The sequence below is a fragment of the Salinivirga sp. genome (assembly GCF_035268865.1).
GTDB lineage: Bacteria > Bacteroidota > Bacteroidia > Bacteroidales > Salinivirgaceae > Salinivirga.
The window spans coordinates 1-3222 of record NZ_DATFKB010000057.1 but is presented as its reverse complement, the minus strand read 5'-3'; the positions used below and the strand labels follow the sequence as shown (position 1 = coordinate 3222).

Genomic DNA, 3222 nt, shown 5'->3' with positions numbered 1-3222 from the left:
TACAGGGTTTGCTACCTTCATTCTTTTCAAAGATCATTCCCGCTTCTTATTCCCCTCTATTCCTTCTTTTGCGGGCTGCAAAGATAAAGCTAATTTTTTCCGCCGACAACTATTTTTTCAAGTTTTTTTAAAACTTTTTTTTCTTGCCGAACTTCTCTCCTTTTCATCTGCTCAAAATCACCCTATCTCCTTCAAATATCTGCGCTTTTTCTATCAAAGCGGGTGCAAAAGTAGAAGATCTTTTTTTAAGTTCCAAATAAAAATATCACTTAAATTTAAGTTTTTTTGGGGTGTTTTTGCTAATCGCTTAAAATCAACCCCTTGTGAAATCAACAGGTGTTGTATTTTTTCAGGGTTTCGTAGATAGGACCGCTAGGGGTAAGTGTCGACTTTTTTAATGTGAATGTATCAATAAGTTCCGGTTGATTGCTGCTGGAAATTTGCTCTAAAAACTGAAGTACTTTTTCTTTATCGACCTTTAAATACTTAACTCGTGCCATTGTAATATGGCTCATAAACCGTTCTTCTGGTTTGAAGTGTTGACTTAGCGCCTGATCGATCTTTTTTTGAATTTCATTAGCTCCCAGTAAATGCATCCAGATAATTCTAATATGCCGTTTGCTAAAAACTCCGGCCTCTCCCAGTTTTACATTAAATGGCTCTAAAGTAATCTGACTCAGGGCCTGGTCAACCCAATCTATCTGCTCATCGGTTATTTCTCCAAGGAACTTCAAGGTAAGATGAATATTACCCGGTGCAGTAAATTTGCCTTCAATCAACCCGGCCTGCTTAATACGGTGTTGTAGATTTACAATTTCGTCAATAATGATACGTGGGAGTGTCAATGAAACGAAACATCGTGTCTTTGACTGAGGCATAAGCAAATAATACTTTTGTGGATTCTACAAATCGAGGTTTTCCCATTCAGTGATCATATCAGGGCTAACATTCACTTTGGGGTTTTGCTCTTTTCCATTGATAACTGATTGCTGATTGACTTGTTGTCTGATGAAATTATAGAGTACTCCCAAAGTAACTTTACCCCGGGTTTCCTGAATCTTTTTCATTAAATAATACGAGAACAAACCGTGGGATTCTTCATCGTAAGGATGTGCTGTTTCCTTGCCTGATACAGCAGAAAAAACAACTATGTTGCCTTTAATATAGGTTTCACGGGGTTTTATACGCACTCCACGACCAGAGGCAAGCATGCCATCACGGGCAGCACCACTGAAACAGGCATCAAAAAAGACAAGCACTCTATTGGTTGGGTGTTGAGTTAGGGTATTATAAATCTCACTGGTAGATATGGCGGTTCGCTCTTGTGAAGCGCTCCCGTCTATTGGTAAAAGATATGGTTTTCGGTTTTGCTCATCAGGCATTCCATGTCCTGCATAGTAAAAGATAATTGTGGCTTTTTCTCCGAAGGTTTTGGCCACATTGGTCAGCCAATCAAGTTCGCCCAGCATTTTACCATAAGTAGCATTCAAAACGAGATGAGCCTGCTTTTCAGGTACACCTAGAGTTTGTGTTACATATTGATGAAATATACGGGCATCGTTTTCAGCATACTTTACTGATATTTCGTTATCGTATTTTTCGTTTCCAATAATTACTGCAAAAGTGTTTTCTCTTCTCTTGGTTGCAAAAGGAATTTGTTGATCTATATCTGATGCCTCCGGGATTTGCTCTTTATCATGTTTTGCTGCACTCATGTTGTAGTTTTGAGACTTTGAAACCTTTGCTGTGGTGGCTTTTTCGGTTTCAATTTTACTCAACATTTCCGGCCAGTTAACTGCATTTATGGCCTGATGGAATGCCTTCACCACAGCATTAGCTCCCTGTTGATAATTCTGTGGATTATCTTTAATTTTTTTAAATCCCAGGGTAGATTGCTCATATAAAAGCTGCTTTTGTTCCTTCAGGGTCACATCTATTTTAGCGGATCCGGTCCACCCATTTCCGGATAAGTAATTCACCTCGAATTGGTCTATCAATATATTCAGCGTATAGGGAGATTGATTGGATATTGAAATATTATTGCTGGCGAAAAAGCTGTTTATCTGATATTTGATAAACCTTGTCACTTCGATGTTTGGTTTTAACACTGGAGAAAAAACGGGGTTGGCATCATACCTTTTCAATAAATTATTATGGGTTTTAATATTGATGTCGACTGTAAGATTGAGGGGCTGGTTAAGGACTAAGGTGTTGACAGGCTTCGTAATGCCGTTTACACCTTCAAGCCGAACGTCCACATTTTGCCCTAAAACAGGGCTTAAAGCAACCAGGCAAACAAATAGTAGTATTTTGTGACTTGATTTCAACTTATTAAAATATTGGTTTTTTATGCAAAGAGACTAAATAGAACGCTTTAAATTAAAAAAGTTAGGAAGCGGATTACAAGCATGTACCCCGCTTCCCAAAAATTTAACGGTCGGTTTTCAAAACAATTACTTTTGCCGCTACTGTAGTTTTAATTACTGTAGTTTTTTTGTTTACCACAGCTATATCTGAAGCAATTACCGGTTCTATTACGCCATCGCCACCCATGGCTTTAGCTTCATTTATAAGTCTATATTTTGCAAGTCTGCGGGCAATCGTCTCCGGATCATTGGGCACATATGTTTGTACTGATTGCTTGGCTTTTATTATACCAGGGCTTGTAGTTACTTTAGAGGTTCGTCCAATATCATTTGCCAGGTAACCAAATTTCAAAACTCCACTTTTTACATCAACCTTTGTGCCGTTGATTAATGCCTCAAACTCGTTGTTTTCTTCAACAATTCTTAGCCCGCCCATGGTCTCGGTAATGGTAACTTTTGCCTGCGCCGTTACAGTCTTCAGTATTTCATAATGCTCTCTCTTCAGATCTAATTGATCAAAAAAGACCGGGTTCATGGTGCTTCTTCCAACAATTAAGGTTTGTGGCTGGCAACCTATAAAAAGATAGGCCATCGCAAACAAAACAATGATTTTCAAAATTTTTTTCATAATGCAGTAATTTAGTTTGTAATTGTATAAAATTACCGCTTTCTGGAAAAAAGAACAAAAAAAAGCGACCCTACTAATTGTAGCAAAGTCGCTTATAACAATTCGTTAACAAAAAACTATTCCGTTTTTATTGTTACTTTTCTTGATCGCTCTTTTTTTAGTTGCACAAAGGCTTTTCTCAGTGTTTTATATTCTTTTGCCGGTACAACTGCTGCTTTAATGTTCAGA

The 3222-nt window shown here is 37.9% G+C and carries 3 protein-coding genes; all 3 read right to left on the bottom strand.

What is annotated here, in order from left to right; all coding sequences use genetic code 11:
* Positions 1–329 precede the first annotated feature (329 nt).
* Positions 330–878 (bottom strand): RNA 2',3'-cyclic phosphodiesterase, encoded by a 549-nt coding sequence (gene thpR / locus VJ937_RS03860; RefSeq protein ID WP_324065578.1) that lies wholly within the window; start codon positions 876–878, stop codon positions 330–332.
* Positions 879–902: 24 nt separating this feature from the next.
* On the bottom strand, positions 903–2327 hold the full coding sequence (locus VJ937_RS03855) for a caspase family protein (RefSeq protein WP_324065577.1): 1425 nt from the start codon (positions 2325–2327) through the stop codon (positions 903–905).
* A gap of 103 nt (positions 2328–2430) precedes the next feature.
* Entirely contained in the window at positions 2431–2994 is a 564-nt protein-coding gene (locus VJ937_RS03850) for a hypothetical protein (protein WP_324065576.1), read from the bottom strand.
* Positions 2995–3222: the final 228 nt, after the last annotated feature.